At 43.7% G+C, this 24,793-nt stretch carries 21 protein-coding genes and 1 riboswitch; all 21 genes read right to left on the reverse strand.

Annotated elements, in window-relative coordinates; genetic code table 11:
• Positions 1-23: 23 nt before the first annotated feature.
• The 21 genes from PHG87_06355 to PHG87_06455 all read right to left on the reverse strand — a co-directional run bounded on the left by PHG87_06355 (position 24) and on the right by PHG87_06455 (position 24,771).
• Positions 24-1,253, reverse strand: coding sequence for an ammonium transporter (locus PHG87_06355; protein MDD5477797.1), 1,230 nt, complete (start codon positions 1,251-1,253; stop codon positions 24-26).
• Positions 1,254-1,273: 20 nt separating this feature from the next.
• The gene (locus PHG87_06360; GenBank protein MDD5477798.1) at positions 1,274-1,453 is read right to left on the reverse strand and encodes a hypothetical protein; all 180 of its coding nucleotides are present in this window, start codon (positions 1,451-1,453) and stop codon (positions 1,274-1,276) included.
• A gap of 144 nt (positions 1,454-1,597) precedes the next feature.
• Entirely contained in the window at positions 1,598-2,122 is a 525-nt protein-coding gene (locus tag PHG87_06365) for a sigma-70 family RNA polymerase sigma factor (protein MDD5477799.1), read from the reverse strand.
• Positions 2,123-2,339: 217 nt separating this feature from the next.
• Positions 2,340-5,558 (reverse strand): HAD-IC family P-type ATPase, encoded by a 3,219-nt coding sequence (locus PHG87_06370; protein ID MDD5477800.1) that lies wholly within the window; start codon positions 5,556-5,558, stop codon positions 2,340-2,342.
• Between the two features lie 65 nt (positions 5,559-5,623).
• Positions 5,624-5,798: riboswitch (cyclic di-AMP (ydaO/yuaA leader) on the reverse strand.
• A gap of 262 nt (positions 5,799-6,060) precedes the next feature.
• On the reverse strand, positions 6,061-6,399 hold the full coding sequence (locus PHG87_06375; GenBank protein ID MDD5477801.1) for a P-II family nitrogen regulator: 339 nt from the start codon (positions 6,397-6,399) through the stop codon (positions 6,061-6,063).
• A gap of 68 nt (positions 6,400-6,467) precedes the next feature.
• Positions 6,468-7,790, reverse strand: a complete 1,323-nt coding sequence (locus PHG87_06380; GenBank protein MDD5477802.1) for an outer membrane beta-barrel protein — start codon at positions 7,788-7,790, stop codon at positions 6,468-6,470.
• A gap of 14 nt (positions 7,791-7,804) precedes the next feature.
• Positions 7,805-8,125 (reverse strand): P-II family nitrogen regulator, encoded by a 321-nt coding sequence (locus PHG87_06385; GenBank protein ID MDD5477803.1) that lies wholly within the window; start codon positions 8,123-8,125, stop codon positions 7,805-7,807.
• 24 nt (positions 8,126-8,149) lie between these two features.
• Complete coding sequence (locus tag PHG87_06390; protein ID MDD5477804.1) at positions 8,150-10,018, reverse strand: P-II family nitrogen regulator; 1,869 nt, start codon at positions 10,016-10,018, stop codon at positions 8,150-8,152.
• Between the two features lie 228 nt (positions 10,019-10,246).
• Positions 10,247-10,834 (reverse strand): DedA family protein, encoded by a 588-nt coding sequence (locus PHG87_06395; GenBank protein ID MDD5477805.1) that lies wholly within the window; start codon positions 10,832-10,834, stop codon positions 10,247-10,249.
• A 26-nt stretch (positions 10,835-10,860) separates the two neighbouring features.
• The gene (locus tag PHG87_06400) at positions 10,861-12,546 is read right to left on the reverse strand and encodes an NAD+ synthase (GenBank protein ID MDD5477806.1); all 1,686 of its coding nucleotides are present in this window, start codon (positions 12,544-12,546) and stop codon (positions 10,861-10,863) included.
• On the reverse strand, positions 12,536-13,267 hold the full coding sequence (locus PHG87_06405) for a GAF domain-containing protein (GenBank protein ID MDD5477807.1): 732 nt from the start codon (positions 13,265-13,267) through the stop codon (positions 12,536-12,538). The genes PHG87_06400 and PHG87_06405 overlap by 11 nt, the downstream gene beginning before the upstream one ends.
• Positions 13,267-14,418, reverse strand: coding sequence for an aminotransferase class I/II-fold pyridoxal phosphate-dependent enzyme (locus PHG87_06410; GenBank protein MDD5477808.1), 1,152 nt, complete (start codon positions 14,416-14,418; stop codon positions 13,267-13,269). The genes PHG87_06405 and PHG87_06410 overlap by 1 nt, the downstream gene beginning before the upstream one ends.
• 7 nt (positions 14,419-14,425) lie before the next feature.
• Complete coding sequence (locus tag PHG87_06415; GenBank protein ID MDD5477809.1) at positions 14,426-14,911, reverse strand: Lrp/AsnC family transcriptional regulator; 486 nt, start codon at positions 14,909-14,911, stop codon at positions 14,426-14,428.
• A 259-nt stretch (positions 14,912-15,170) separates the two neighbouring features.
• A complete protein-coding gene (phoU, locus tag PHG87_06420) occupies positions 15,171-15,839 on the reverse strand; it encodes a phosphate signaling complex protein PhoU (protein ID MDD5477810.1) in 669 nt (222 codons plus the stop codon).
• 11 nt (positions 15,840-15,850) lie between these two features.
• Positions 15,851-16,609, reverse strand: a complete 759-nt coding sequence (gene pstB / locus PHG87_06425; protein MDD5477811.1) for a phosphate ABC transporter ATP-binding protein PstB — start codon at positions 16,607-16,609, stop codon at positions 15,851-15,853.
• A complete protein-coding gene (locus PHG87_06430) occupies positions 16,606-17,352 on the reverse strand; it encodes a phosphate ABC transporter ATP-binding protein (protein ID MDD5477812.1) in 747 nt (248 codons plus the stop codon). Before PHG87_06430 ends, pstB begins: the two co-directional genes overlap by 4 nt.
• Positions 17,346-18,194, reverse strand: a complete 849-nt coding sequence (pstA, locus tag PHG87_06435; GenBank protein MDD5477813.1) for a phosphate ABC transporter permease PstA — start codon at positions 18,192-18,194, stop codon at positions 17,346-17,348. Before pstA ends, PHG87_06430 begins: the two co-directional genes overlap by 7 nt.
• On the reverse strand, positions 18,194-19,057 hold the full coding sequence (gene pstC / locus PHG87_06440) for a phosphate ABC transporter permease subunit PstC (protein MDD5477814.1): 864 nt from the start codon (positions 19,055-19,057) through the stop codon (positions 18,194-18,196). Before pstC ends, pstA begins: the two co-directional genes overlap by 1 nt.
• Positions 19,057-19,908, reverse strand: a complete 852-nt coding sequence (locus tag PHG87_06445; protein MDD5477815.1) for a phosphate ABC transporter substrate-binding protein — start codon at positions 19,906-19,908, stop codon at positions 19,057-19,059. The genes pstC and PHG87_06445 overlap by 1 nt, the downstream gene beginning before the upstream one ends.
• Before the next feature lie 195 nt (positions 19,909-20,103).
• Complete coding sequence (locus PHG87_06450; GenBank protein ID MDD5477816.1) at positions 20,104-20,376, reverse strand: hypothetical protein; 273 nt, start codon at positions 20,374-20,376, stop codon at positions 20,104-20,106.
• Positions 20,377-20,391: 15 nt separating this feature from the next.
• Positions 20,392-24,771, reverse strand: a complete 4,380-nt coding sequence (locus PHG87_06455; protein MDD5477817.1) for a hypothetical protein — start codon at positions 24,769-24,771, stop codon at positions 20,392-20,394.
• Positions 24,772-24,793: the final 22 nt, after the last annotated feature.

A 24,793-nucleotide genomic window follows, 5' to 3' on the forward strand; every position in this document is an offset into this window, starting at 1 on the left:
CAGAACCGTCCCCGTGTTTTTCGCTATTCTAATATGGTATACGCCCTCTCTCTATGCTGTGTCAGGTCAAGGCCCATAGCTTCTGACTTCTCATCCACCCTGACCCCGATAAAAATATCTACTAATTTGTAGATGATAAAGGTCATAACTCCCGTATAAACAACAGTTACCCCTACAGCTAAAAGCTGAACCAGGAACTGTTTGGGGTTACCAAAAAATACTCCGTTGGCACCGGCGGAATTAACCAGCTTGGAGGCAAATAACCCGGTAGCCAATGCCCCCCAAATTCCTCCGACACAATGCACGCCAAAAGCATCCAGCGAATCATCATAACCAAACAAAGGTTTGATTACGGTTACAGCGATAAAACAAAATACACTTACCAATAAACCGATAATAATTGCCGGGATAACACTGACAAAACCCGCCGCTGGAGTAATCGCAACTAATCCGGCAACCGCGCCCGAACAAAGGCCGAAGATAGTCGGTTTACCATTACGGATCCACTCAATCAAAGCCCAACTTAAACCCGCGGCCGCCGCGGCAGTGTTGGTCACGACAAAAGCGTTTACCGCCAGGCCATTTGCCGCTAAAGCGCTTCCGGCATTAAAACCAAACCAGCCAAACCATAAAAGCGCCGTGCCTAAGACCACAAAAGGCATATTATGCGGTGTAGGTACATTTTTCTCCAGGTTATTTCTTTTACCTAACACAATTGCCGTCACTAAAGCAGCGATACCGGCGTTGATGTGCACGACAGTGCCTCCGGCAAAATCCAAAGCTCCCAAATTCCTCAGCCATCCACCTATTCCCCAAACCCAGTGGCATAGAGGATTATAAACAAAGGTTGCCCAAAGCAGGGTAAAAATTAAAAAAGCCGAAAACTTCATCCTCTCGGCAAACGCACCGATGATTAAAGCCGGAGTGATTATCGCGAACATCGCCTGAAAGATCATAAAGGCCTGATGCGGAATCGTTCCGGAGTAGTCCGCATAAGGCTCTAAACCTACTCCATTTAAACCCAGCCATTGCAGCCCTCCCCAGAATCCATTTCCCGGGTGAAAAGATAAACTATAACCCACCAAAACCCATTGCAGGCTTAAAACACACATAATGATAAAACATTGCATCAAAACACTTAACACATTCTTGCGCCTGACCATGCCGCCGTAGAAAAAAGCCAGGCCGGGAGTCATCAATAAAACCAGCGCTGATGAAATCAAAACCCACGCCGTATCGCCTGAATTAATCATCTTGCTCTCCTTTTCTTATATTAATCTATTCTTAATTTATCCTTCACCATCTGCGCGTAAACTTTATTGATGCGCTTGGTCTTAAACCAGCGCTCAATTGTAGTCACCTGAATATCCAGCTTTTTGGATAAATCATACAAGGTATAGCTTCTTTCTTCTTTTAGCTGGATCAATTTATCGATCAATTTTCCGTCAATCATGGAAATTACATATGCATTTGATAAAACAAATGTGCAAAAAAAGTTAATAAAAAAGCGCTCTATTTTCATAGAACGCCTATGTTTAAGTCTCACACTTCAATGTGTCTTACATTACTACAAGTAAAAAATACTTAAATCTGGTAACTAAATTTTATCTAAATGTTTTTGGGATTTAGCCCTGATCTTGCGCATCAGCTTAACCACGCTGACATGGGATATCCCCATACGCTTGCCTATATCTCTGGTAGTCAGGCCCTGGCTAAAATAATCAAGCAGCCTTTTCTCTTTCGGGTTAAAACCATTATCCCGGATGCTTTGCGCTAAAAACTTATTGTGTAAATCCTGCCGGCAATCCGGACAAGACCAATATTTCCCCAATACCTCTTCTACGGTTGCCTCATTATTGGTATTCAAAGAAGCATCCATACTAATAATATTGGAACGCTCATTTACTTTACGGATATAGTTCCTCAAGTGGAAATAACATCCCTGCAAGATATAGCTGTCGGTCTTATCGCTAAGCTTGCCTTTTAGAAAATTACTCCAAAGGTGGATTGAGGCCTCCTGATACAGATCCTCATGGCTAAACGAACGATAGCGTCCGTTTAACTTATAGGCAATCCGCTTAATGGTTGGCGACAGTTTCCGGTGCAACTCCTCAAAACCCATAGTTTACTCCCTTGTTAAAACAAAAACGTCCTTTGGTCCCATATGGGTACACCCCGCGCTTATAATGTATTGCGCGGGTGTGCCCTGGTGGGCAAAGGACGCCTTAGTCCTGACAAAATAAAAAAGCCTTCCGGCAAACCTTTCTCGCCAGAAGACTTCTGTGTCTTTTGCTACAACGCTGTAATCTATTTAAAGTTTAACACATTTCAGGGATTTGTCAACTAAAATTCCCAAAACGTTTCCGCAATTCTTCGATAGCAAATATCGATAGCATAAATAGAAATAATATCACCCAGTCCCCTGAGCTTAAACCCGTAGTATTGAATATCTTCTGAAAAAACGGCACGTAGATCAAGACGCAGGTAAAAATAAACGAAATGGCAATACTCCAGAAAATACGCATATTACTGAAAAACCCGATCCTAAATGTTGAATATTTTTCGCTGCGGCAATTAAAAACATTGGCGATTTGCATCACGACAATACCAACAAAAAGAATGGTCATTGCCTTCAGATGCAGCGGATTAGTAAAGGTAGTGTCATTTGGCTCAAGCTGCATTCCGGGTTTCCATCCTCCCTGAAAAAGTATAAGATAATAGGAACCTAAGGTTGCCGCCGTGCTCAACAGCCCCAAAATGATATAACCTCTAAAGAGCACCATTTTATCAATCACTCCTTTATTCTTAGGCCTTGGCGGAAGGTTCATTATCCCCGGCTCGGGTTTCTCCGCGCCTAAGGCCAAGGCGGGAAAAATCTCCGTGCCCAAATCAATAGCTAAAATCTGCAGTACGGCAATCGGCACGGGAATCTTAAATAAAACATAGAATATAAAAGGTATCCCCTCGGGTACAAGGTGGGCGAAGATATAGGTAATAAATTTCTTGATATTATCGAATACCGCCCGGCCCTCTTCAATAGCCGAAACGATACTGGCAAAATTATCGTCGAGCAGAACCATCTCGGCGGATTCTTTGGCCACGTCAGTCCCGCGCAGCCCCATCGCCACGCCAATATCGGAACGCTTAAGGGCAGGGGCATCGTTGACGCCGTCTCCGGTCACCGCCACGATATTACCCATCTCCTTAAAAGTATTTACCACCCTTAATTTATGCTCGGGATTTGCCCTGGCAAAAATAATTTCTTTGCTGCCAACCTTCTCCTTTAATTGCTCATCGCTCATATGAATCAAATCTGTTCCGTTAATAACTTCGTAATTTTGCGAAGACACAATCCCTACCTGCCTGGCGATAGATAGGGCGGTTACCTGATAATCACCGGTAATCATCACCACGCGAATTCCGGCTTTTTTGCAAATCCCGACAGCATCTTTTACTTCCGGCCGGGGTGGATCATACATACCCGTGGCTCCGACAAAAACCAACTCTTTTTCAACCGACTGCGCCGTCGCCCCGGAAATATCCTTGGGATTAATTTTACAAAATGCAAAACCCAAAACCCTTAAACCTTCTTCGGCAAACCTCTCTACAGAAGCGGATATTTCCGATTTCTTCTCTACAGTCAAATCCGCGATATCGTTTCCAAGCATAACCTTATTACAAAGCTCCAGGATCTCTTTAGGAGAGCCCTTAACCAACGCATAAGTATCTCCATCGGGAAGAGTATGGATAGAGCTCATTCTCTTACGTATCGATTCAAATGGAAAACGTTTTAGTACCGGATATTTTAGGCGCTCTTGGTCGGCGTCATAACCGGCTTTTCGCATTAAGGTCAATAATGCGGCTTCCGTCGGATCGCCAATAATACTCCAATACGTTATCGTCTCTGAGGGAGAATTTAGCTTTGCGGTATTGCATAATGCGCAAATATGCATCAGCTGATCAAAAGCAGCGCTCCGAAGAACATTTTTTAAAAGAACGCTGCCCTTACAAGTAAATTCTCCTGCCGGTTCATATCCGCTTCCGGAGGCTTCGATAACCTTATCATCGATCCAAATTTTCCGGACACTCATTTGATTGGTTGTCAGCGTGCCGGTTTTATCCGTGCAAATAACGTTGGTACAACCCAACGTTTCTACTGAAGAAAGTTTTTTGATCAGGGCTTTCCGCTTAGCCATCCGCTGCACGGCCATGGCCAAGGCAAGGGTCAAAGTAGGCATGAGCCCCTGAGGAACATTGGCCGTAATAATACCTATCGCAAACATTCCCGAAGCAAAAACCGTCAATTTAGTAAAAAATAAACCCGCAAAGAAAAAAACCAAACCCATAGCTACCGATATAAATGAAATCAATTTGCCGATGCGATTGACCTCTCTTTGCAGCGGGCTGAGATCTTCTTTGACCGTCTGCGTCAGGTAGGCGATTTTACCAATCTCGGTCCCCATACCCGTGGCAATGACCACCGCTTTTCCCATGCCTGAGGCAACGCTGGTTCCGGCAAAAACCAAATTAGGCATTTCCAGCCACAGAAAATCCTTTCCGTCATGAAATTCCTCTGAAAATTTATAGGCCAGCTTGGATTCTCCGGAGAAGGCGCTATTGTTCAAGCGTAATTCGGCAGCTTCGATCAACCTGGCATCCGCGGGGACGTTATCTCCTTCCTCCAGCATAATGATATCTCCCGGGACAATCTCGCTTGTAGGCACGAGCTTCTCCTTGCCCTCCCTGATTAGACGGGCATTAGATGGAATCAGTTTGGAAAGCGCCTCAATCGCCTTCTCCGCTTTAAACTCCTGCCAAAAACTAAATATCGCGTTAATAAAGACTACGGCAATGCAGGCCCAACCTGCCTCCGGCATCTGCGCCCAAAAACAAAGGGCGCCGCAAATCCACATCATCACCGCCAGTAAATTAGTAAGATGGAGCGAGAACCTTATAATCAAGGGGGTTTTTTTAACGGCTTTCAATTTATTGGTTCCATATACCTCCAGCCGTTTTCCCGCGGAAACTTCAGAGATACCGTTATCGCTGCTTGCCAATTCAAGATAAATCTCCTCTTTGCTTAAAGCGATAAAACCTTCTTTCTCGATTCCTCCATACTTTAAGGCCCGATAGAGCTCCTCGTTGGTTGAGCAGTTCAGGATCTGCCGGACAAATACTTTATTATCCAAGAGTACGGCCAGCTTCGATAAAATTTTAAGATGCATTTCGCTTTCTACCAGCGGAGTCAGAAAAAACATAACCAAATGCACCGGCTTCTTGTCAATGGAAGAAAAATCTATTCCTTCCCTTGAGATGCCAACAAATATCAATCCCTCTTTTAGTTCAGCTATTCTAGCATGGGGGATAGCTATGCCATCCCCGATTCCGGTACTGCCAAGCTTTTCCCTTTTGAGAAGGCTTTCTAAAACACGTTTTTTGTCTTTAATTTTGCGGCTTTTATAAAGCTGGTCGACAATCTCCCGGATTACACCTTCACTTGTACGGGATTTCAAGTTTACGCTTAATAGATCCTTATATACCAAATCCGCGATTTTCACTTCTTGCTCTCCTTTTATACCAGCGTTCTCATACAAATAAAAAACCAGAGAACGCTTTCCCTGGCATGTTCTCTCAAAATTGGCTTACGAGGTTAGCTGTCGGGCTCGGGTCGAGTAACCCTAATCTGATATTTCCAGATATTGGCCCCAAGATCATTTTAGTCGATCGGATTCTTGGATTCCCCGCTATCTTTTTAGATTCACATACAAGTCTAAAAAAAGATTAAGCTTATTAAAATAAATATACCGCAAAAAATACCTTTGTCAAGCTCAAAACTTCTCTAATTTATTTAATAATGAATAAAATTAATCTATGTTCAATGTTTCCCTGACTAATCTGGCATAAACTTTATTAATGTGCTTAGTCCTGAACCATCTTTCTATAGTAGTTACTTGGAGGTCGAGTTTCTTAGATAGATCGTAAAGAGTATACTTTCTTTCTTCTTTAAACTGTAAAAGTTTGCTAATTAATTCCGTATCCAACATCTAGAAATTCCTCCGGCTATACCGCGTCCTCTCCTTTTTCATCGGTGCGGATTCTGATTGCGTTATCTGCCGGATAAACAAATATTTTACCATCCCCCACCTTCCCGGTAAAAGCAGCTTCGCGCATAGCTTTGATTGTCTTATCCAAATCCCGGTCATTGACCACAACCTCAAGTTTTGCCTTGCTCAGTAATTCTGTTTTATAGGTTTTGCCGCGGAATTCCTGCTCTATGCCTTTTTGTTTGCCGTGCCCTTCGATTTCAGTAATCATAATCCCCGGATGTCCAACCTTCTCCAGGGCAGCGCACACATCGCCGACTTTTGCGGGACGAATTATAGCTTCTATCTTTTTCATAGTCTCACCCCTTTATTAGGAATCGATATCTGTCTAAAAAATGACTGCTAAACTCAAAAAGAGCGTTTCTAAAAAGTAAACAAGATGTCCCCGCCTAACATCAACTGACCTTTATCCTTGTTGTCAAAGACCTTGCGGTTAGCCCAGTCATAGCGGACTTCCGGCCTTAGCAGCAAATTAGATAAAATCTTGTCTTTTGGAAACGGCTTGATAGCCACGCCCACTGTGGACTCGTAGTAATTGGCACCGGTGGATGCGCCAGTAGCAAAACCATTGGATGAATCGTTGTACCATTCCAACCGCCCATTAAGCGTGAAGTGTGGATCGAAAGCATAGCTTACATAGCCATCCACGGCTCCCCATTGCTTGGTGCCATTTTTTAAGCCGGGGATCTGCGGAGCGTCAACATAGTCAAGGCCTGTACCCAGGCTCAATTTGTCGGTTACCTTCTGTGTTACCACCAAATCCAACGCAGTCCACCAATGTTTGTTGTCGCCAGCAGGTAAATTACTTCCTACAGCTATAGGGTATTCCGGACCTTCAGTCATAACGAAAATAACGCAAGTCTTATCGCTAGGCGTATAGGTAACGCGGCCCAAGAAGTCAGAAGTACCATTAGAATCCCGCGTTGACTGGTTCCAACCCCGTGTAAGGCCGGCGTCAAAGGTCCATTGAGGATTCAATATATAGGTAGCAAAGGCCCCTGTCTGCGTACCCGGCTCCGCATAGAGGAACGAGTAGCTATAGGAATATAGTGCCCTGGATGGATCTCCGAATGCGCCATATATGTTGGCGTCGAATTGCTCAAAACCGGCAAGTTCAATCCATTTTCCGACGCGAATTTTCATAGGCACATAAGGCAGCGCTACGTCTACGTATGCTTCCAGAGGATCCCATTGGTAGCGTCCGGTCTGCGTAGCAACAAGGCCGTTTGAATGTATCCATTTTGAATCAAAACCCCAGATAGTCTTCGAACGAAAACCCCAGTCAAGCTGTCTCTTAGAAGGATCTACTGTCCGCTCAATAGTTAAACCAATCTTGTCAAGAAGCGGGGTGTTCTTTAAGTTATTGAATCCCATAAAGGTCTGGCCCTTTTTTGGTACTGTACTATCGTACATGTAACCGGCTTGGCTGTAGCCATAGATGTTAATCCCAAGTTTGCTCAAAGGGTTAGCCAGTCCTGCCTTGTCCAAAATACTCATCAATGGCGCAAGCGAAGGTGTAGCCGCTGGCGCAGGTGTGGCCGCAGGCGCAGCTGCTGGTGCCATATTGCCGGCATCCTCCGCCAAAACAGAAGGAATATTTACTCCAAGAAAACATAATCCCAAAAATATTACTACCATACTACCGCTTACGATACCTTTAAATATACTCCCAAACTTCTCCATCATTTTTCTCCTTCCTCTTAAACAACTGCCTTATCCATTTTTTCTTTTGTACGTATACGAATGCAGTTATCCAATGGCATTACAGCGACTTTGCCGTCACCGGCATGGCCGGAAAAACATTCTTTTAAGATTACGGCCAGAATTTCATTTACCTGAGAATCAAGGGCATAAACCTCGATCTTGGTTTTATGCACAAAAAGGAAACTTTCCGGCCTTATGCTCTGGATGCCAAAACCACGCACTTCACTTACTGTCATTCCCCCTATCCCGGCTCCCAGCAGCGCCTCAGTCAGCTCTTTTAGTTTTTCCGAACGGATAATGCATTCTATCTTCTTCATGATTTCACGCTACATTTATGTTGTCTATATTGCCCAAACCCCTTGTTCTCCTGTTCGGATACGCATAGCTTCCGATGCATCGGTCACGAAGATCTTACCGTCACCGACATTACCGGTACAGGCGGCCTCCTTTATAATATCCATTATTTGAGGAACATCCCATTCTTTAACTACGACATCAATCCTAATCTTGGGGATAAAACTAATTTTATCACTTTCCGGCTCTCCATCAAGGTGTCCTTTTTGCCTGCCGAACCCCTTTACTTTTGTAACAGTCATGCCTAGAATACAGTCGTCCTCTTTAAGGGCCTGCACCACAATATTCAACTGTTCCGGACGGATCATGCCAGATACCATTTTTAAGCGGTATGTTTTTCGCACGGTAGTTACTGCAACATAGATAATACTTATCAGAGCCCATCCTCCGGCGAACATAAAGCAAATCTTTGCTTCTGACTTGGCATCGGCATTACCAATAATATATAGGTAAAGGATACCTATGGTCATAACAACATTGGCAATGACGCCTGCCACAGGAATAATACCATGCTTTAAAAGATTAAAATCTTCCCTGCCCTTGAATGCCACAATAGTCCATACACAGGTCAGGCCATAAAGTATGAATGTTCCTAGGTTTGAAGCAAGAGTAATACCCGTTAGCCCGACTACTGACCGAACGCCAATAGCCCCGACTACTGAAGTAATCAGGATCAAGGTTGCAAGGGAAACATGTGGGGTAATATACTTAGTATGTATAAAACCTAGCGAGGAAGGCAGCTCTCTGTCCTCTGCCATACCAGCACTCACACGCATTGCCGTATTCATACAGCTTAAGGTTGTTCCGATTACCGCAATGGCTACAGTAATTGCCATAGTAATCATTAAACCAAATCCCAAGCCATGGAACAGAGAATCTCCGATCAACTTGGCTAGGTCTCCGATTGGAGCGCCTGATGCCGCGGCAGCAGCCATACCGGTTACCGTGGTGGTACCAGTAGTATTGACTAACTTCTCACTAATCATAAAGCTTGCGCCGAAATACTCAAACAGATAAGCAAACAACCCCTGGACAATAAGAGAAATGATAATCGCCTTAGGAATTGTTGATTGAGGGTTTTTTGTTTCAGCTGCTAAAGCTGTGCAGCTTTCAAAACCAACCAGGATTAAAATAGCTATGGTCGACTGAACCAAAATACCCTGCAAGGAATGTATCCTAATAATATCCACACCTCCGCTAAAAACCCATTGCGCTGCGTGTTGGGGATTAGCAATACGGTACCAGATGGCTAAGGCGGTAAAGATAATTAAGGTAATCCATTGGATAACATTGATCCAGATTGCTACCACCGTTGAGCCTGTCACTCCCCGGTAGGCTATATAGCCGGTAACAACTGTAAATGCAATACCGATAACAGTCATATTCATTATCGATAAAGTATGCCCGGTAAACTGTGTATAAATATAACCGATAAGAGTCGCCATCATCGCGACCATAACTCCCGGATAAACCCAATAGAAAAGATGCGCTGCCCAACCAGTAACAAGCTTAGCTATGCGGGCCATTGAAGTGGGGCCGCTGACTTTCTCCTTGCGAGCGTCCAAGAAAGCCTTTTCCGCAAAGTAGGTGCAGCTGGCAAAACCCGCCTCAGGATAAATTTTTGCAAGTTCCGAATAGGATAGGGCTGTCAAAAAACATACGGTCAGAGCAAGCGCAATACCTGCCCAGATATCGCTTGCAACAGATGCCCCGCTTGGCGCACTAGCAGCGGCTTGCAGCTGATAGGTAATCCACAAAAATGCCCCTGGGGCAATCAAGGCCATCGCGTTCATCGCCGCACCTAATAACCCCAGCTTAGGTTTTACTAGAGATAAGTCATTTTGATTTTGTGCCATATTAATCCCCCTTTCACATTTGGTTACACAGTTAGTTGATAAAAATTAAAAAGCGTCTTTTTTATCCATCTTCGGATTAAAAGACGCCTGCGTCTTAAACAACTGATAAAAAAATAAAAATGGCGTTCCTTATCTTGGAACGCCTGTGTCTTTTTTATGCATCACTGCATGCCTTACATTAGTACAAGTAAAAAGATGCTGGCATTGGTAACCTAAATTTTTACTTAGCTACTTGATTCTTTTTCTTGAAGCACTTTTATAAAACGCGTGGCTTGCCTTATAAGCTAAAAATATCAAAACAATACCGCCGGCAACCATAAGCGTAGGCTTGGTAAATTTAGCCAGGCTAAGGCCAAACATCGCTAAAAGGAATATACGCGGAACCACACCGATTAACGTACAGACCACAAAAGGCACAAAAGGTATTTTTGTAATTCCCGCGGCAATGGAAAATACCTTAAAAGGCACCACGGGTAAAACCCTGCCGATGAGAACGCTGTAAACACCATATTTTTTGGCAAATTTTTCCGCTTTCTCGATATGGTGAGGCTTAATCAAAACAAACTTTCCGTATTTTAAGATTACCGGCATAGCCGCGCATCTACCCAAAAGATAGCCCACCATTGCCCCTAAGGTAGCCCCTAAAGATCCAAAAATTGCTATAGAAACTACCGGTATGCCGACTGAACTAGCGCCGATAATAACGACTTCCGAGGGTATGGGCACAACGCTGGATTCCAGGAACATCCCGATAAAGACACCGATATCCCCTAATCCATTGATCAAGTTTACCACATGATTTGCGCTATGAATCATAAGATTAGCTTATTTCTTACCTTTTCTTAACCGCGATACTTATTGGTAATCGGCATGCGCCTGTCCCGGCCAAAGGCTTTAGGCGTGATCTTGATACCCGGAGGAGACTGCCTGCGTTTATATTCATTTTTATCCACCATACCTACGGTCTTATTAACAATTTCTTTATCAAAACCTAAAGAAATAATTTTCGCTAAATCCTTATCTTCCTCAACATAGGCTTTGAGGATCGCATCCAGGGTTTCATAAGGCGGCAAAGTATCCTGATCCTTTTGGTTTGGCTTTAGTTCGGCAGTAGGGGCCTTGGTAAATACGCGCTCAGGGATAACCTGACAGATAGAATTCCGGTATCGGGATAATTTATAAACTAATGTTTTGGGCACATCTTTTATCACGGCAAGGCCGCCGGCCATATCGCCATAAAGAGTGGCGTAACCTGTGCTCATCTCCGATTTATTTCCGGTAGTCAAAACCAGCCAGCCGAACTTGTTGGAAAAAGCCATCAGGATATTGCCTCTTATGCGCGCCTGCAGGTTCTCCTCGGCTGTATCCCTTGCCAAACCTGTAAAATGCGGCTCAAGCACCAACAGGTAAAACCTGAATATTTGTTCGATAGAAATAGTGATAAATTTAATCCCTAAATTTCTCGCTAGCGCGATAGCGTCTTCATGTGACTGGTTGGAAGAATAGCGCGAAGGCATAAATACGCCGGTAACATTTTCTCGGCCCAAAGCATCAACCGCTAGTGTTGCCACAAGAGAAGAGTCAATCCCGCCGCTTAAACCGATTATAACTTTTCCGAAATCGTTTTTAAGCACGTAATCCTTTAATCCTAAAACTAATGCCTGATAAACCTCAGCTGCCGGTTCTAAAATTTTAGGCTCTTGCCGGATAGCTATTTTTTTCTTTGCCGGTGCCTTTGTGCTTGAGATTCTAATTATCTTTTTAGAAAACCTTATTCTCCTTACGGGAATAGCTAAATCCTGAATTAATAAATCTTCCGCAAAGGCCTTGGCGCAGGCCAGCATCTTACCCTTATTATCAACAATCATACTCTGGCCGTCAAATACCAGCTCGTCCTGGCCACCGACAAGGTTAGCGTAAACAACAAATACCTTGTTAGTCTTGGCTTGATTGGTAATGATCGCCTGCCTTTCCTTAAATTTAGCCGCATAATAGGGAGAAGCATTGATATTCAGGATTAATTTTGCTCCCGATGCTGCCTGCGATTTTGTCGGCCCGTCCGGATACCAGATATCTTCGCAGATATTTACCCCAAAGATAAAATCGCGGAGTCCAAAAACCAGAGATTTATTCCCGGGGTCAAAATAACGCCGCTCATCAAAAACCCCGTAATTGGGCAGAAAAATTTTACGATACACCCCTTTAATTTGCCTGTTATAAATTATCGCGGCGGCATTGTATGTTTCTTTAAACCTGCCATCAGCAAAACCCACAATCGCTACAACATTACCATTGATATTTTTTGCCAAATTTTCTAAGGCATCGATATTATCGCTGATAAATTTTGGTTTTAACAGGAGATCTTCGGGAGGGTATCCGCAAAGCGCCAATTCCGGAAAACAGATTATATCTGTGCCGTAATCTTTTGCTTTTTCGATATAGCGGATGATTTTAGCGGCATTTCCCTGCAGGTCGCCGACAGTGGAATTTACCTGCGCGATTGCTACGCGTAAAGACTTATCTTTCATTTTTCTTGGCTCTTATGTCTTTTGCCAAAATAATCGCTTCGGCCACCTGGCGCATGGATTTTCGCATATCCATACTTTGCTTCTGGATCAAGCGATATGCCTCTGAAGGTAGAATATTAGCTTCTTGAGAAAGGATATCCTTTGCCCGCTCGACTAATTTACGAATATTCAAAGCCTCTTCTGCCGAGCGAACGCGTAAATCCAGCTCCGCGTTTTCAATGGCAATCGCTGCCTGGTTTGCCAAAGCCGTCAAAAGATCCAATTCGTGTTTAGAAAATTTGTGCTTTTTAGAAGTATAGCAGTTAAGCGCTCCGATAACTCTTCCCTTCACTGCCAACGGCACACAGGCCAAAGAACAAAGGCCCTCTTTTTTAGCCAGATCCTGGTTTAGATAGCGGCCGTCGGTTTTAACATCCAAAATACACACCGGCTTGTTGTCTCTGGCAACCACGCCGGCTATGCCCTCGCCTAAACGGATATTGGGCTTTTTATTGTAGGCCTCAGATATTGACTGCGTAGCTTTAACTACCAGCTCCTTCTTATCCGGATCAAGCAACATCAAAGAAGAAATCTTAGAGCTCATAATTTCAGCGGTAACCTGCACAACCAGGCGCAACAGTTCTTCAAGGTACATACCTGAAGTAATCAGGTTGGCTACTTTAGAAATTGCCTCGATCTGTTTTACGTAAACCTGAAAATTATCTTTCTTTTTGGCAGCCATTATCTCCTCTTTTCTAAAAACTTTTTAATCCTACTTAAAGCTTCCTTTAAATTATCCATACTAGAAGCGTAAGAAATCCGGATATAGCCTTCTGCGCAGGGACCAAAAGCAGTTCCCGGGACTACCGCTACCTTCTCCTCTTCCAATAATTGGCGCGAAAATTCCATAGAAGATAAACCTGTGCTTTTAATGCAAGGAAAAACATAGAAAGCCCCCTGCGGCCGAAAGCATTTTAATCCTAAAGAATCTAACTCAGACACCATAAGCTCCCGCCTGCGGTTATACTCGCGTTTCATCTGCTCTACTGATCTTCTGCCGCTAACCAAAGCCTCTGCCGCAGCCATCTGGCTGGTAATCGACACGCACATAATCGTATATTGATGAATTTTGGTCATCGCCGCGATAACCTCTTTTGGCCCACAAGCAAATCCCACACGCCAGCCGGTCATCGCGTATGACTTGGAGAATCCGTTAAAATAGACCGTGTTTTTCTTGGCACCCGGTAAAGTTGGAAAAGCAACATGCTCAAAATCATAAGTCAGGTCGCTATAAACTTCATCACTAATACAAAGTATTTTATGTTTTAATAAAACTTTATTTATATTCACCAGCTCCTTACGATGATATGAAACACCGGTAGGATTAGTGGGGTAATTTAAAACGATGCCTTTAGTTTTCTGATCAATATGTTTTTCTAAAAGCCTGGGAGTGATTTTAAATCCATCTTTGGAAGTATCGATATAAACCGGAGTGCCGCCGGCAAGCTCGGTAACCGGGCCATACGAAACATAACTGGGCTGGGGAACCAATATTTTATCCCCAGGGTTAATGATCGCCCGCATAAGCAAATCAAGGCCTTCGCTGACTCCCACCGTAATTAATATTTCTTCATCCGGGCAATAGTCTAAGCCATATTCACTTTTTAAAAAACGGTGGATTCCTATGCGCAGTTTATAGAGACCCTTGTTTGAAGTATAACTGGTAAAACCCTGCTCCAGGGAATAGATCCCTGCCTCACGGATCTGCCAAGGGGTGACAAAATCCGGCTCCCCTACTCCCAAGGATATAACCTCCTTCATCCCAAGCACTAAATCAAAGAATGCCCGGATTCCCGATGACTGCATTTTTTCTACAGTTTTTGATATTTGCATTTGCTCTTTAATAGGATATCGCTATCCTTTTGTTCTCCGGCTTCTGCTTCAAAATTACTCCGTCTTCCTTATACTTTTTTAATAAAAAGTGCGTAGCTGTGCCGCGGACATGCTCTAAACAGGAAAGCTTCTCCGCCACAAAATTGGAGACCGTATGCAGATTCTTACCCTCGACAACCACCAATAAATCATATGTTCCGCTGATAAGATAACAGCTGGTTACCTCGGGAAACGAATAGATCCGCTCGGCAATTTTCTCAAAACCCAAATCCTTCTGCGGAACAATATTTACTTCAATCAAAGCCCTAACTTCGGATTCATTGTCTTTAATCAAATCCTTATTAATTACTGCTTTGTATTTTAAAATTGCCCCTTCTTTTTCGTATTTTTTAATCGCTTTTTTTACCTCTTCGGGTTTCCTGCGGGTCATCTTGGCGATATCCTCCACGCTTGCCCGACCGTCTTTTTCTAAAATTTCTAAAATCTCATCCATTTTCAATTCCTCCTTGCCACAAGGGCACACCCGCGCAATTCATTATAGGCGCGGGGTATTGTCTAAATATGGCAAATATCCGCGCCTTTTCAATATAGAATGGATTATATACCACTAAATTCTGAGGGTCAAGGAGATATATTTGCAAAAAACTACTAAGGGACGCTACTAAGGGACGTCCTGTTAGGGGACACCCTTAGAAAAGGGTGTCCCCTAACAGGACGTCCCCGATTAGAGGAAAGCAAAAGACGGAAATTAACTATTTTAATTCTTCGGGATGGTGCTTGACTACCTTCGCCTCAACCATATAAATTACATCTTCGGCGATATTGGTAGTATGGTCGCAGATACGCTCTAGGTATCTGGCAATAAGTATCAATGCCACGGCACGATCAGCGGTTTTGGGATCACGTGCCAGATATTCATTAACCAGTTCATCCTGCACCAGATTACGCAGCTTATCAGCTTCGCAATCCGCTAAAACTACCTGCCGGGCCAGCTGGGCATCTTTCTTTACAAATGCGTCAATTGCATCCTTTACCATATTCTGCGCCACCTGGGAAAGTTTGGGAATATCTACTAATGGCTTAAGTAAAGGCTTGTCCATCAATCCTAAGGATTTTTGTGAAATATCCAAAGCTATATCGGCAATCCGCTCCAGTTCCGTATTTATCTTCATCCCGGTTGTAATATACCTTAGGTCTCCTGCCATCGGCTGGTAACGGGCAATAAGATCGATGCATTTCTCATCGATTGCCAACTCCAGTTCATCGATCTTATTATCGGTATCAATTACATCCTGAGCCAGGTATTTGTCGCGGTTCTTTAGCGACTCGATAGATTTAAATATCGACTCCTGGGCAAATACCGCCATTTTTAAAATTTCCTTGTGCAGTTCCTTTAATTCTTCATCTAAGTGTCTTAACATTGGACTCCTCCTTAACCGTATCGGCCGGTAATATAGTCTTCTGTCCGCTTATCTTTCGGCCTGGTAAAAATATCCTCTGTTTTACCAAACTCAACCAACTCGCCTAAAAGCATAAAACCCGTTTGGTCCGAAACGCGCGCTGCCTGCTGCATATTATGCGTAACAATTATTATCGTATAGTTATTCTTGAGTTCACGCATTAATTCCTCAATACGGCTGGTTGCCTGCGGGTCAAGGGTCGAACAGGGTTCATCCATCAGTAAAATCTCGGGCTTAACCGCGATCAGCCGGGCAATACAAAGCCGCTGCTTTTGTTCGAGCGATAAGCTCAGCGCGGATTTATTCAGCCTATCTTTAAGTTCATCCCATAAAAGAACGGATTTTAAACTATCCTCAACCACCCCATCAAGTTTAAGCTTGGTTAGGCCTTCGGCATGCACCTTCTGGCCAAAAACAATATTCTCATAAATAGATAACGGAAAAGGATTGGGACGCTGAAAAACCATACCTACTTTTTTACGCAAGCCCACTAAATCCGTTTTATCGGAAATTATATTCTGTGCGTCGATAATTACTTCTCCTTCAACGCGCACCCCCTCAATAAGGTCGTTCATCCGGTTAAATACCCGCAGTAAAGTCGACTTACCGCATCCCGATGGCCCGATCATGGCGGTAATTTGGTTTTGGGTAAAATGCGCGTTCACCTTGATCAGCGCCTGAAAATCCGCGTACCATAAATTTAAATTATTTACCTTAATCTCCGCCATTATCCGAATTTTCCTCTAATATAGCCATCGGTACGCTGGTCGCCTGGTGCCGTAAATATCTTTTCGGTCCGGTCCAATTCTATCAACTCCCCTGACAGAAAGAATGCTGTACGATCCCCCACTCTGGCTGCCTGCTTTACATTATTGGTTACTAAAACTATCGTGTAGTCTTTTTTTAATTTAAGCATTGCCTCTTCAACTTTGGCGGTTGAAATCGGGTCAAGCCCGGAACAAGGCTCATCAAATAAAATAACCTCCGGCTCAACTGCCAGGGTCCGGGCAATACAGAGACGCTGCTGCTGTCCGCCGGATAATTTAAAAGCCGAGACATCCAGCCTATCCTTAACCTCATCCCAGAGATAGGCTTGTTTTAATGCACGCTCAACAACCCCTGAAATCCTGCCGCGGTTATTTTCTCCGTGCATCCTGACGCCATAAGCCACGTTTTCAAAAATTGATAGAGGCAGGGGCAGGGGTAAAGCAAAAACCATGCCTACTTTTTTACGCAAGACCTCAATATCTATTTTTCTTACATCTTCTTGATCAAGCTCCAGCCATCCGCTCATTTTAAAACCCGGATGCAGATCATTTAAACGGTTGAGCATACGCAGGAAACTTGTCTTTCCGCTGTTGGACGGGCCGATTACGCTTAAAATCTCATTGGCCTCTACCTCGATGTTCACACTTTTTAAAGCGTGAATATGGCTAAACCAGATGTTCAGATTTTTAGCGCTAAACTTTACCATTTTTTCTTTTTCCTGAAGTTATAACGGATAATTATGGCAATTAAATTCATAAACAAAACTAAAGATAACAAAACCAAAGCCGTGCCATAACGTATTTTTTCATCCACATTAGGCACTTGGGTTGAAATTACATACAAGTGATACGGCAATGCCATCGCCTGGTCAAAAATAGATTTGGGCAGCTGCGGCAGATAGAAAGCGGCGACGGTAAAAAGAATTGGAGCGGTTTCACCCGCTGCCCTGCCTAACCCAAGGATGGTACCGGTTAAAATACCCGGAATAGCATTGGGTAAAACTATATGCCTTATGGTTTGCCATTTACTTGCGCCCAAAGATAAGCTTACCTCGCGAAATGACTGCGGCACGCTTTCCAAAGCTTCCCGAGACGTAGTAATGATTATCGGCAGGATCATTATCCCTAAAGTGAGTGAACCGGATAAAATCGATGCCCCGAATTTTAAGAAAACCACAAAAAGCGCCAAACCAAACAAGCCATAGACAACCGAAGGCACTCCGGAAAGATTTACGATTGCCAGCTTGATTATGCGGTTAAGTATATTCTCTTTGGCGTATTCACTTAAATAAATTGCCGCCAGCAGCCCGATAGGCAGGGCAAAGATTATCGCGCCCAGGACAAGGTAAAATGTCCCGATAATTGCCGGGAAGATCCCTCCTGTACGCATCCCCTGTCGCGGAATATCCGATAAAAACTGCCAGTTAATCGCCGGCAGGCCTTTCTGAATGATAATTACAACGATCAAACCAACCGGCACAACAATTAAAAGTGTGGCCAGGAGAAGAAAAAGGAAGGCGATCTTTTGCGACCTTTGTGTATTACGCATTAATGCCTCTTATGTAAAAATAGATCCGCGGTAACATTAATAATAAAACTTATGATAAATAAGACTATCCCGATAGCAAAAAGCGCAAAATAATGTTCACTGCCCACAACAGCCTCACCCATCTCCGCGGCAATGGTGGCGGTCAAAGTGCGCACCGGCACAAGAATACTTTGCGGAATAACCGCGGCGTTGCCGGTAATCATCATTACCGCCATCGTCTCACCAATTACGCGGCCTATGCCAAGCATTACCGCGGCGACAATCCCTGAAGAGGCAGCCGGAAGCAAAACCCGGTAAATTGTCTGCCAATGCGTAGCTCCTAAAGCAAACGCGCCTTCTTTATAGCTCTTGGGCACCGAATAAAGCGCGTCCTCGGCAATCGAAACTATCGTCGGCATGGCCATAAAAGCTAAAATTATCGAGCCGGATAAGGCAGTCAAGCCGGTAGGTAAATGGAATACCGCCTTGACCCAGGGCACAAGCGTAACCATACCGATAAAACCCAAAACCACGCTAGGTATAGCCGCCAATAATTCAATTCCCGCTTTTAAAATTTCCTTGATGTTTAAAGGCGCGATTTCGGCGATATAAACCGCGCAGGCCACGCCTATGGGTATAGAGATAATCGCCGCGCCCATCGTTACCAAAAGAGAGCCGAAGATCAACGGCAGTATGCCTAATTGCGGAGGTTCTGAAATGGGATACCAACTTTTGCCAAAAATAAAATTAAAGGGAGTAACTGATTTAAATACGGATAGGCCTTCCTTGGCCAGAAATAAGAAAATCAAAATGACAAAAAATATAGAAGCTAATCCGCAGATCAGGATTAGCTTCTCAATGACAAATTCTTTTAACTTACGCATTATTTAATCGGCACGAAATCGGTTTTTACCACAATATCCTGCCCTTCTTTGGAAAGCGTAAAATCCAAGAACTTTTTCACCAGCCCCTGAGCCTCTCCGTTAGTATAAAGATACAAAGGCCGGGATATAGGATATTTGCTCTTCACCACGTTTTCTGTTGTCGGAGTGATATATTCGGATTTCTCATCCTTGGCAACTAAAATAACTTTCTGTTTAGGGCTGATGTATCCCATGCCGTAATAGCCTATGGCATTTTGATTCTGGGCTACCTCATCGGCGATTGCCTGGCTTGACGGCATAAGTAAGGCCCCCGGAGCAAATTCTTCGGGGCCTTTTTCATGCCCGCGGCGTAAGACATGTTCTTTAAAAAATACGTGCGTACCGGAATTGACTTCCCTAGATAATATTACTATGGTTTTATCTTCTCCTCCAACCTCTTTCCAGTTTTTTATGGTACCCATAAATATTGCGCGGAGTTGTTCCATAGTAAGCTTACTTACAGGGTTTTTCGGGCTCACCACTACAGCGATCCCGTCTAAAGCCACGATATGCTCAACCGGTTTTACTCCCTTATTTTCGGCAAGCTGAATCTCTTCTTTTTTCATAGAACGGGAGCATTCAGCTATATCGCATGTTGAATTAATGAGCGCGGCTATTCCCGTACCAGAGCCTCCTCCGGTTACCGCCACGAAATCTCCGGGATTAGCCTCCATATATTTTTCTGCCCAAGCCTGGCCAAGGTTGACCATGGTATCGGAGCCTTTGATTTGGATAGAATTTTTGTTTCCTGCGGCATACCCTGAGACCGTAAACATAAGTACAGCCAAAATAAACAGACCTTTTTTAAGCATTGCATCCCTCCCTTTTGTTGATAATTTATATTGGCTATCATTATACTTGTATTTGCGTCAAATCCATGTTAAATCTATGTAAAATTAAATACGCCATAATTTTTTAATCCATGGATGAATTTATACTCACCGGAAATTGTTAACTGTTGGCTAACAGTAATCGGATATTGGGACAGACCGCGGCGGGGCTAATCTTTAGTTATTTTGTAATGCCTCTTTGATCGCTACCAATAAATCTGAAATTTCAGCTATAGCGTAGAAGAAAAAGAAGAAAAATGTATACGCGGATAAAACAACCAGGCCGGCCCACGGCGGAACGTTGCTTAAAACCCCCGACATTATCAACATTGCCGAGAACACGCTTAAAATAAGAACAAACCAAGCGTACGTTCTTAAAACCATGCTGGCTGTTGTAAGAAATTTTGTATTCTTGCGCCTTAAATTATTTTTTATAATATAATTTTTCATGCCGTAGATACCTCCTTACCTTAAAGCAAGATTCTTGGAATTCATTTGGCTGCCCTGCCGGTTTAGATTTTCTTCCAGCACCAGTAACAGTCTTTTAATTTCCATCTGCGCCGGGATTACTAATTCTTCTTCCAGTTTGAGGATACCGGCGACGCAGGCCATTGCTTTATACAACTGCATACCGGAATCAGTATTTTTTACTGCCGTTTCCACATAATTTGTGACCGAAGGTATTGAGGGAAGGCTTCCGGATTCCAACATCTTTTCAATTTGCCCCCATTCCCCGTCTATTTTTAGCAGATTATCATAGTTCAGGACAACTTTCATTGAAGAAAAATCTATGCCGCCGGCGCCGCCTCCCAATGATGGAATTACAACTCTCTGCGGGCTGGGGGATATTGTGCTGGATGATGAATGACCGCCGTCTAATCCACCTGTATACTTGCCTGAGCTAGGCAATCTCCCCCAGCCCGCAGAGTTGCCAGCATTCGAGTTATCAACTTGGACATTTCTGTATGCTAAAGTAAAAATTTCTTTGTTAGGCGGTTCGGTATAAAGGCTGCCTAATTGTTGTTTCAATACCGTATCCGCATCCGCGGTACCGTCTAAACGCGTATAAAATGAACTTTGGTGGGGTATAAGGGCCTCTATTTGGAGGGCTGCTAATTTACTGTGATACTCTGTATCATCTTCAGGCCAAAACAAATTGAAGAGCCCCTTTAAAAAAATATCCTCTTTATTTTTTAAATTCAGGCCCTCCCGAAAACGGTGAATCCCCGCTCCTTCGTTATTAGTAAGCATGACCAGAGGAACGAGAAAATGGGTAGTAAGATTGGGTTGAAAGCTATCTTTGGAATGCTCAGCCATATAATCCTTCATTTGCGAAAGAAACGACATAAAAGACTCATTGCGTTCTTTATCCCGAATGCTTACCAATATCTCTCCGCTGAATACGCGCATTTGCCGCTTTTCTTTATTGCGCCAGTCAACAGAAAACGCAGGCAAATGCCTTGGCCCGGTCTTACTCCTCACGTCTTCTAAACTCAAATGTTTAAATATCTTGCGGATCCACCCATACGGTTTTGGCTTACCGTTTCCGCCATTACCGTTATTTTCAACAATTAATGCCAGATCCTGCCTGGCCATTTGCTCTATATCAACCAATGACGTTGTTAATTCCATGTCAGGCACTTCTTCCAATGATGAATTCAGATCACGGATCAAGCATTTATGCGTAACTTCTACCGCTGTTCCCCAACGGCCTTTTTGTTTTAAAGCCTGGGTTAGCTGATAACCATTAATCAGCGATAATTCCAAAGGAGTCAATGGCCGCCCCAGCGGCTCAAGCGCCGGAAGCGGCAAAAGCTGCAATGAACGCGCAATATCCTGTTCTCTTCCCAACAACACTATACTTCTCTTAAATTTCTGCGCTTCTAACATACCTTCGATAAACGCCGCGGCACTGCCTTTATTTTCGGCGGAAATAGCTAATAATGCGACATCTTTTCGCAATATCGTACCGCGCAAATTTTCAAGAAAATCCTGAATTATTTTAGGCTGTTCCGTGACAACAATGACTGCCTGCGCGCTGGCGCTGGCGCTAGAAACTTCTTTCGAAGCCGCTTCAAGAGACTGCTCATAAGCAAATTGCAATGCCTTGTTTCTTGAATCCCCTTCAATAAGGGGAAAAGTGTCTTTAAATTGCCGTTTTAACTTCTCAATTGTCTTATTATGTTCTTTATAAATCTGGTCGGCTTTACCTCTACCGGGAAACAGTAATACATACCAACCCAAAAAAATAAGTGAAAGCCCTACCAATGGTTTCGCGTTCCATAAAGCATTCAAACTAAAATCAGGGGCGGACAAGAAATCTATAAAACCGGTATTGCCGCCAATCGGAAGGGCAGAAGCCACCAAGACCAAGCTGACCAGGGGGCCGAACATCTCTTTCCAAAAAACCCATCCTTTTCTTGCGCCCAGCCTTTTTCTCTTGCCTTCATAACAATTTTGGATCCATTCCCCCCACTTTTTAATAACCTGCTTATCGATACCGGCTTTTGCCGAGTAAAGGTTATCCAAGCTATTGCCTAAGGGAATGATTTTCTCCTTTAGTTGCTTCATAAGCTCCTTCTTGGAATAGTTGAATGTCTTATTAAACCCAAACGCATGCCCGACAATAAAAGAGATTGTTTTACGAAAAGGGGTGCTGCGGTCAAGCCGGTCACCGGATGAAAGAGGTATATTCTCTACCTCATTAAGAGCGCGCAGGCACTCATTAAAATATTCGGCAGTAACCAATATTTCAGAAGCGTAGATATTCAGGCGTTTTCGCTCCAACTCGTCTGTATTTACACACAGCCTATCCATAATCTCCTGGAGTTTCTTGCACAAAGACTGCAAAGCTTCGTCGTAAATCTGATAATAGGCGACTCTTTTATCGGCAACGATATGCGACTCAAAAGGCAGTAGGTTTCTGAGCTTGCGCGTTTGTTCCAGAAACTCAAGACAGGCCCTATCGGTAAGGTCGGAAATACCGGCTCTTTTTTTTACTTCATTCAAAGCCGCCTCTACTACAGCGTCCCATGAAGGCTCCACCCAACCCGTATTGTTTTCTATATCCGGACCACCCTCAGGAAAATCAACCGGCCTTTCCTTTTTAGTATTAATCCCCGGCAGCATACCTATAACTGCCGCGCCCAAAAGCGCGAAGGCCTCCATCGCGTAAGGAGAAACCGCCAGTTGCAAATTAAAATATTTATCTAAACCCGTAAGGCTGATAGCCAGCGGCACTATTCCAAAAAGCGTAAATCCCGAAAGTATTGAAAAAATGGGGGCAAGCCCGGTTTTTGCGCAAAGCGCGGGTGATTTTGATAATCCGAACAAGGCGTTAAAGGCAATAAAAGAAAGCGAGATAATCTGGAAATACTCATTTAAACTTGGCAGGGGATAGCCGACAAACTTCTCCATTAAGGAGTGTCCAAATACCCCATAGTTATAAAACATACTCCCGGCGTCAACAAAAAATCCAAAAATAAATAAAGCGCCAAGCAATAGCTCCGCGGCAATTAAATAAGCGGGATTATTTAATTCTACTGCGCTTAGTTTTTCTTTTACTTTTTTCAATACCTGGCTTCCACCGTCATTCATCGCCTGCGCGCTGCTGATAGCAAAAGCAGGAGCAACTGGCGCAGCATTACGAACTGAACTTGCCGCGGATTGAACAATAACATTACCCAGCGGATCCTTTAGATCAAATTTTGCAGTTGCGCTGATTAACCCTGGGGCAAGAACCCGGCCAGGGGACAAAATGCCTTCTATTTCTCTTCCGCCTATTAAAGTCATGCCTCCATTGCTGGTAATCATCCCCGCAGAAGCAAAAGGCGGAATTTTTAATGCCAGAGTTACCCCTCCACAAGAATAGCTGGTTACCATTTCTCCAAAAACTAAAGGTTCTCTTTCGTCAAGACGGTAATCCCCTCTTTGTACTGATTCCTGGTATTGCGCAAAATAATCCTCCTTGGACCAGGGATGTTTAGAATTAAGGCCGGATAAAATTTTGCTGTCGATGAACCTGGGCGCCGGGCCGTTACGCTGCAGGAACCTATCTTTAAACCACTGAGCTAAAATAAAAGAGTAATAAACCTGCCTTAAAGCGGCAAACTCTTTGCCGGTATTTACCTCCTTGATAAGCTTAGGTAAAATTAAATTTTTTATAAGTTCTGAGGCATAATCGTTAAAAGCCTGCACCCGTTTATCTTCAGAGGCCGGGGAATTTCCAAAATAATCTTCCTCCGTAAGCACATTCAAGTTGGCTTTATATATATAGGCGCTGTTTTGAGTTTCTCTGACGATTATCTCACCCGGATTAATCCATACGCGGGTAAAAGTTGAAGGAGCCAACGCCAGGCAGCCAAAAAGCTCTTCGGCTTTTTTCCTGATTTGAAGACGGTATTCTTTTCCCTGCCGGGCAGACATAGTGAACCGGGCAAACTCCTTCTTTAACTGCAAGTCGGCTTCTAAGAAAATCTTGCCCACATCAGTTTCAGCCAGTAGATCATCGATAATATTGCCCGGGGAATCCGGCCGCAGATTTACCCAGAAACTTTCGCTCGGTAAAGTTATTCCTACCAAAAAATAATTTAAAGGGCCGCTGATTGAATCCTTTAAAGCAGGATCGTCAGCATCTTCCAAATCACCCTTATCAAATAAAAATTTAAATTTATTGATGTTTTCGGCGTATGCAACATAGCGAAGGCGCGCTTGATTAAAAGCGCCGTTTAGATGGGCAGGGGCAAAAAAACCTAAAAAATTTCCTTCCGCCACAGATTGGGCAAAACCACTCTGTTCAAAAAGAAGCGTAAAACACAATAGGCAGGCTATGATCCTACGTAACATTCTAAACATGTTGAAGAATTAA

The sequence above is a fragment of the Candidatus Omnitrophota bacterium genome (genome assembly GCA_028716245.1).
GTDB lineage: Bacteria > Omnitrophota > Gorgyraeia > Gygaellales > Profunditerraquicolaceae > UBA6249.